This window comes from Micromonospora sp. KC213 (genome assembly GCF_004348325.1).
Taxonomy (GTDB): domain Bacteria; phylum Actinomycetota; class Actinomycetes; order Mycobacteriales; family Micromonosporaceae; genus Micromonospora.
Genome location: NZ_SMKF01000242.1, coordinates 1 through 6,656, shown reverse-complemented (window position 1 = coordinate 6,656; position 6,656 = coordinate 1). Strand labels below are relative to the sequence as shown.

At 73.8% G+C, this 6,656-nt stretch carries 7 protein-coding genes; 4 read left to right on the top strand and 3 right to left on the bottom strand.

The annotated features are described in order from the left end of the window. Positions 1 to 82: 82 nt before the first annotated feature. The 4 genes from E1166_RS28500 to disA all read left to right on the top strand — a co-directional run bounded on the left by E1166_RS28500 (position 83) and on the right by disA (position 4,682). Positions 83 to 922 carry a UbiA family prenyltransferase gene (locus E1166_RS28500; RefSeq protein ID WP_132342968.1) on the top strand — a complete coding sequence of 280 codons (840 nt, stop codon included), beginning with the start codon at positions 83 to 85 and terminating at the stop codon, positions 920 to 922. A gap of 140 nt (positions 923 to 1,062) precedes the next feature. Further along, a complete protein-coding gene (locus E1166_RS28495) occupies positions 1,063 to 1,815 on the top strand; it encodes a hypothetical protein (protein ID WP_132342967.1) in 753 nt (250 codons plus the stop codon). A 90-nt stretch (positions 1,816 to 1,905) separates the two neighbouring features. Continuing rightward, entirely contained in the window at positions 1,906 to 3,357 is a 1,452-nt protein-coding gene (radA, locus tag E1166_RS28490; RefSeq protein WP_132270780.1) for a DNA repair protein RadA, read from the top strand. A gap of 143 nt (positions 3,358 to 3,500) precedes the next feature. Then, complete coding sequence (gene disA / locus E1166_RS28485; protein WP_132270779.1) at positions 3,501 to 4,682, top strand: DNA integrity scanning diadenylate cyclase DisA; 1,182 nt, start codon at positions 3,501 to 3,503, stop codon at positions 4,680 to 4,682. 10 nt (positions 4,683 to 4,692) lie between these two features. Here the strand turns inward: disA and E1166_RS28480 are convergent, their stop codons facing one another. The 3 genes from E1166_RS28480 to E1166_RS28470 form a co-directional block, all read right to left on the bottom strand. Further along, complete coding sequence (locus E1166_RS28480) at positions 4,693 to 5,439, bottom strand: hypothetical protein (protein ID WP_132342966.1); 747 nt, start codon at positions 5,437 to 5,439, stop codon at positions 4,693 to 4,695. A 104-nt stretch (positions 5,440 to 5,543) separates the two neighbouring features. Beyond that, positions 5,544 to 6,104 carry a peptide deformylase gene (locus tag E1166_RS28475; RefSeq protein ID WP_132342965.1) on the bottom strand — a complete coding sequence of 187 codons (561 nt, stop codon included), beginning with the start codon at positions 6,102 to 6,104 and terminating at the stop codon, positions 5,544 to 5,546. Then, entirely contained in the window at positions 6,101 to 6,613 is a 513-nt protein-coding gene (locus E1166_RS28470; RefSeq protein WP_132270776.1) for an ACT domain-containing protein, read from the bottom strand. Before E1166_RS28470 ends, E1166_RS28475 begins: the two co-directional genes overlap by 4 nt. Positions 6,614 to 6,656 lie beyond the last annotated feature (43 nt).

Below are 6,656 nucleotides of genomic sequence, written 5' to 3'. Positions count from 1 at the left end.
GGAGGCGGGGCGGGCTGGGCACCGGACCGTTCCGCATGGACCGAGCGTGGCACGACTCCCCGGTAACGACCAGACTTCCCTTATGTCGTCAACGGTGTTAGGGCTGGTCAGAGCGAGCCATCCGGAACCGACGGCCGCGGTCACCGCGGTCGCCGGGCTGCTCGCCTGGGGCGTCGGGCACTGCCCCACCGGCCTGGCCCCGGTGGTCGGCACCGTGTTGGCCAGCCAGCTCGCGGTGGGCTGGAGCAACGACGCGCTGGACGCCGGCCGGGACGCCGCGGTGGGGCGTACCGACAAACCGGTCGCGGCGGGGGCGCTCAGCCGCCGCACGGTGGCCGTGGCCGCCGCCGTGGCCGCGGTCGGCACCCCGCTGCTGGCGCTGACCACGAACCCGACGGCGGCGCTCTGGGCGACCGTCGGCCTGGTCTCGGCGCTGCTCTACAACCGGCCGTTGAAGTCGACACCGTTCTCACCGCTGCCGTACGCGGTCTCCTTCGGGTCGCTGCCCGCCTTCGTCGTGCTGGCGCTGCCCGGGAAGCCCGCCCCACCGGTCTGGCTGGTCACCGCCGCGGCGCTGCTGGGCGCCGGGGCGCACTTCGCCAACGTGCTGCCGGACCTCGCCGACGACGCCCGCACCGGGGTGCGCGGGCTGCCGCACCGGCTCGGTCCGGCCGGCAGCCGGCTGGCCGCCGCCGGGCTGCTGCTCGCCGCGACCGTCGTCCTGGTCGCCGGGCCACCCGGGCCGCCGTCCTGGCTGGGCCTGTCGGCCGTCGCCGCCGCCGTGGTGGTGCCATCCGTCGGTTGGTACGCGGCACGTGCCGCCGCCCGGGCCGGCCGCCGCCCGGTGGCCGCCTTCCGGGCGGTGATGGTGGTGGCCCTCATCGATGTGGTGCTCCTGGTGGTCAGCGGCCGGGTGGTGTGACCGCCCTCGCCCAGGTGGCGAAACCGGGTCCGCGTGCGGCCGTCGATCAGCCCCAACTACCCTGGAGCGCGGTCTGCGCGGGTATGACCACCCCGCGCCCGGGGTTCGGCCGGGTGGGGATCGTGACGAGGAGGACCGACGTGACGCGCTCGATCAGGGGTTCCCGGCGGGCGGCCCTGCTGCTGTCCGGCATGGCGGCGGCGACCGCCCTGCTGGCCACCGGTTGCGGTGCCGGCCAGGTGGCCGAGACCGCCAACAAGGAGCCGTCGATCCAGGGCGTCAACATCCAGACTCCGGACAACGACTACAAGGTGCGCGGCCTCTACGTGGAGTACCCGGGCATCGAGGGCTACCGGGCCGGCGAGAACGCCCCGATCAACGCGGTGGTCTACAACGACACCCGGGAGCCGGTCACGGTGACCGTCACCACGGACAGCGCGCGGGATGTCGTACTCACCGGCGCGGCCGGCTCGCCGAGCCCGACCGCCTCGACCTCGCCCGGTTCGTCGCCCACCGCCAGCGCCTCCCCGTCGGGCAGCGCCTCCCCGTCGGGCAGCGCCTCGCCCTCCGGCTCGGCCTCCGCGAGCCCGTCGGAGAGCGCCTCGCCGAGCCCGTCCGCGCCGGCCGGCGAACCGGCCCGGTTCGAGATCCCGGCCCTGGGCTACCTCCAGCTGACCGTGCAGGGCGGCCGTTACCTCGAACTCGTCGGGCTGAACGAGAAGCTGCTCGCCGGCCAGCAGGTCAACCTGACCTTCGACTTCGGCAGCGGCAGGACCATCAGCACCCCGGCTCCGATCGGTGTGCCGCTGACGCCGGCCGCCCCGCCGTCGCCGATCATCGAGCGCCACGGCGGCTACGAGGGCCAGGAGGAGGGCGGCTCGGGTCACGGCTGATCCGCCGCCCGCGACTGCCGACGACACCGCCGGCGTGGTGACCACCACGCCGGCGGTGTTTTCGTCACAGGAGAGAGTTAGCGTCCTGGGGTGACCACCTCCCGATCGACACCCGCGCGCGGCGGCGCGGCGGGCACCTCCCGCCGGGCGGCCCGCGAACCCCGCCCGGCCTACGAGTGCGACGCCTGCGGCCACCAGCCCCCCAAATGGGTGGGGCGCTGCCCGGAGTGCGGCGAGTGGGGCTCGGTCGTCGAGTGCACCGTCACCGGCCCGCTGGTCTCCGGCAAGGTGGTCAGCTCCCGGGTGCCTTCCGAGCCGGCCCGCCCGATCGCCACGGTCAGCGCCGCCCCGGCCCGGGCCCGGCCCACCGGTGTCAGCGAGCTCGACCGGGTGCTCGGCGGCGGCCTGGTCCCCGGCGCGGTGGTGCTGCTGGCCGGCGAGCCCGGGGTGGGCAAGTCCACGCTGCTGCTCGACGTGGCCCAGCAGTGGGCCGCCGGTGCCGGCAGCCCCTCGCTGGTGGTCAGCGGTGAGGAGTCGGTCAGCCAGGTCCGGCTGCGCGCCGAGCGGATGGGCACCCTCCACGAGCAGCTCTACCTGGCCGCCGAGAGCGACCTCGGCGCGGTGCTCGGGCACCTCGACGCGGTCAAGCCGGGCCTGCTGGTGCTGGACTCGGTGCAGACCATCTCCACCACCGGCGCCGAAGGGGTGTCCGGCGGGGTCACCCAGGTCCGGGCGGTCACCGCCGCCCTGGTCGCGGTCGCCAAGGAGCGCGGCATCGCCACCGTGCTGGTCGGCCACGTCACGAAGGACGGCCAGGTCGCCGGCCCCCGGGTGCTGGAGCATCTGGTCGACGTGGTGCTGCACTTCGAGGGCGACAAGCACTCCTCGCTACGGATGGTGCGCGGCGTCAAGAACCGCTTCGGCGCGGCCGACGAGGTCGGGTGCTTCGAGATGCACGAGGGCGGCATCAGCAGCCTCGCCGACCCGTCCGGGCTCTTCCTCACCCGCTACTCGGAACCGGTGCCGGGCACCTGTGTGACAGTGGCGATGGAGGGGCGGCGGGCCCTGGTCACCGAGGTACAGGCGCTGATCGGCGCGACGGTCGCCGGGTCTCCCCGGCGTACCGTCTCCGGCCTCGACGGCGCCCGGCTGGCCATGGTGCTCGCGGTGCTGCAACGCCGCACCGAACGGCTCACCCTGCACGACCGGGAGGTCTTCGCGGCCACCGTCGGCGGCATCCGGGTGGTCGAGCCCGCCGCCGACCTGGCCGTCGCCCTGGCGGTGGCCTCCGGCGGGCTCAACCTGGCCATCGCGCCCCACCTGGTGGCGATCGGCGAGGTCGGGCTGACCGGCGAGGTGCGCCGGGTCGGGGCGGTGCCCCGGCGGCTGGCCGAAGCGGCCCGGCTCGGTTTCCGGATGGCGCTGGTGCCCTCCGGCTGCGGGCCCGGCAGCACCGGCATCACCCCGGAGAACATGCGGGTGACCGAGGTCACTGACGTGCGATCCGCGCTCCAGGCTGTCGCCCGTGCATCCGCCGAGTGACCGACGGTGGTCGACACCGGGGTGCTGGCCCCACCATTCCGGACAGCCCTTGTCAGGTCCGGCAAGCCGGAGGAACCCGACGCTGTGACACATCACAGTAACCACGACAGCACCCACCGCAGGGCAGTCCGTAGACTGTGCGCGTGCCGATCGACCGCGACACCACCAAGCCTGCCGGCGCGACACCTCACGCCCGCACCGGTGGCGTGGGTTCACCTGCCCGTCCGATCAGCGTGAGCGTCACCGGCGGTACGGGCAGCGCCGGCGATCCACTGCGGGCCAACCTGGCCCTGATGGCTCCCGGCACGGCGCTGCGCGACGGGCTGGAGCGGATCCTTCGCGGCCGGACCGGCGCGCTGATCGTGCTCGGATACGACAAGGTCGTCGAGCAGATCTGCACCGGCGGTTTCCCGTTGGACGTCGAGTTCTCCGCCACCCGGGTCCGGGAGCTGTGCAAGATGGACGGCGCGGTGGTGCTCTCCAGCGACGGCACCCGGATCGTCCGGGCGGCGGTGCACCTGATGCCCGACCCGTCCATTCCCACCGAGGAGTCCGGCACCCGGCACCGCACCGCGGAGCGGGTTGCCCGGCAGACCGGCTACCCGGTCATCTCGGTCAGCCAGTCGATGCGGATCATCAGCCTCTACGTCAACGGACAGCGGCACGTCCTGGACGACTCGGCGGCGATCCTCTCCCGCGCCAACCAGGCCCTGGCCACCCTGGAGCGCTACAAGCTGCGCCTGGACGAGGTCTCCGGCACCCTCTCGGCGCTGGAGATCGAGGACCTGGTCACCGTACGGGACGCGGTGGCCGTGGTGCAGCGGCTGGAGATGGTCCGCCGGATCGCCGACGAGATCGCCGGGTACGTGGTCGAACTGGGCACCGACGGCCGGCTGCTCGCACTCCAACTCGACGAGCTGATGGCCGGCGTCGACGCGGACCGCACGCTGGTCATCCGCGACTACCTCCCCGCCGGCCGCAAGTCCCGCACCCTCGACGAGGCACTGGTCGAGCTGGACCTGCTCGGCGCCACCGAACTGATCGACCTGGTCGCGGTGGCCAAGGCGATCGGCTACCCGGCCGCCTCCGACGCCCTGGACGCGGCGGTCAGCCCGCGTGGGTTCCGGCTGCTGGCCAAGGTGCCGCGCCTGCCCGTCGCCATCGTCGACCGGCTGGTTCTGCACTTCGGCAGCCTCCAGCGGCTGCTCGGCGCCACCGTGGAGGACCTGCAGGCCGTCGAGGGCGTCGGGGACGCCCGGGCCCGGGGCGTACGGGAGGGATTGTCCCGGCTCGCCGAGGCGTCCATCCTGGAGCGTTACGTCTGAGCGGTGCCGGTCAGTTGGCCGCGATGGTGAGCTTCACCGGCTCGCTCAGCTTCGTGCCCACCCGCGCGAAGACCTGGTAGGCCCCGGGCGACGGGGTCGGACCGGCCGCCACCCCGCCGGCGCACTTGGTGGCGTCCCGGCCGTTCCAGGTGAGCTGGTACGACCGCTCGAAGCCGGGGGTGAACGACTGCACGTCCGAGCCCTTGCCGGTGCCGCAGGTGTCCGACGACCAGACCGTCTCCGCGCCGGACTTGATGAACAACTCCTGGCGGTCCGCACCGACGTCGCGGCTGCAGGTGCGCTGGGACTTGTTCTTCACCCGCAGTTGCAGGTCGACCAACGCGCCGGGCTGGACGACCGAGGGCAACGCCACCGGGGTCACCGTGATCTCCGCGTCGGTGCAGGTGCCCTCGCCACCGCCGGGGCCGGGGCCGGGACCACTGCCAGTGCCAGTGCCGCCGACCGGCGCGACCGACGGGTCGGCCGAGGCGCCCGAGGCACCGCCGGGACCGCCCGGGGCCGCCGCATCCGGGCCGACCGACGGGGACGCGAACTCCGGGGTGGGCGACGCACCCGTCGCCGACGGCGAGCCGGGCGGGGACGACGGGGGGGAATTCGCCCCCGGTTTCTTCACCGCGTCCTCCGGCCCGTTGCACGAGTAGAGCACCACGACGAGGAAAAGGAGCGCGGCTCCGAGTACGACGACACGACGCCGCCAGTACACGGCGGATGGCAGGGGACCGACCGTCAGACGCATGATGTTCCCACCGTAGCGGCGACCCGGGCGGGAAGCCGTCGCGACGCGCCGGACCGCACCGTCTCCACCGGATCGACACTCCACTCACGACGGACCGGCACCGGTCAGAGATAGACCTTGCGCTGGTAGATGGCGTGCGCGCCGGCCACCCGGTCCAGGAAGAGCAGTCCCGCGCAGTGATCGATCTCGTGTTGTAGGGCACGTGCCTCGAAGCCGTCGGTGACCAGCCGGACCGACTTGCCGGTGCCTGGCAGCTCCCCCTCCACCACCAGCCGGCTGGCCCGCTTCACATCACCGGTCAGATCCGGTACCGACATGCAGCCCTCCCGGCCCGCCTTCCACCGGGTCGCCTCCACCACCCGGGCGTTGCAGAGCACGAAGGTGCCGTGCACCGTCACCGCCTTCGGATGTCCGGTGACGTCCACCGCGAACACCTGGACGCCCACCCCGACCTGCGGGGCGGCCAACCCCACACAGCCGGGCGACACGCGCATGGTGGCGATCAGGTCCGCGGCCAGCTGGACGGTCTCCTCGGCGGCGGGGTCCACCGCGACACCCGGACGGCTCAGCACCGGGTTCGGCGCGGTGACCACCGGACGCACCACGCCCGGCAGGGCCAACGCGTCGGGAGACCAGTCGCCGAGGCCGGCGCACTCCTCGCTCACAGCAGATCCGGGTCGGCAGGCCGCAGGGAGACCTCGACGCCCAGGTTGGCGGCGGTCACCGCGAGCCGGCGGGCCAGCGCGTCGGCGACACCCGGCGGCAGGTCCACCTCGGCCACCACCACGTAGAGCGACCCGGTGAGCCGGGTGCTCAGATCCGTGACGTTGCCGCCGGCCTCGGCGAGCACCCGCGTCATCGCCGCCACGATGCCCATCCGGTCCGCGCCGTGCACCGCCATCACGTACGGCTCACCGGCCGGCGCCGTCTCGCCGTCGGGGCTGACCGCCCGTACGGTCGCCAACAGCTGGCCGTCGGCGGACAGCGGCGCCAGGGCGGCCTCCACCTCGGCGGCGGCCGGGCCGACGCAGACCAGGGTCATCGCGAAGTGACCCCGCAGCCGGGTCATGGTCGAGTCGGTGAGGTTCGCGCCGAGCCGGGCGAGCACCTCGGCGACGTCGGCCACGATGCCGGGCCGGTCCCGGCCGATGACAGTGATCGCGAGCTCGTTCATCCGGGCATTCTCCCCGATCCGCCCCTGGCCACTCCCGCCGGCC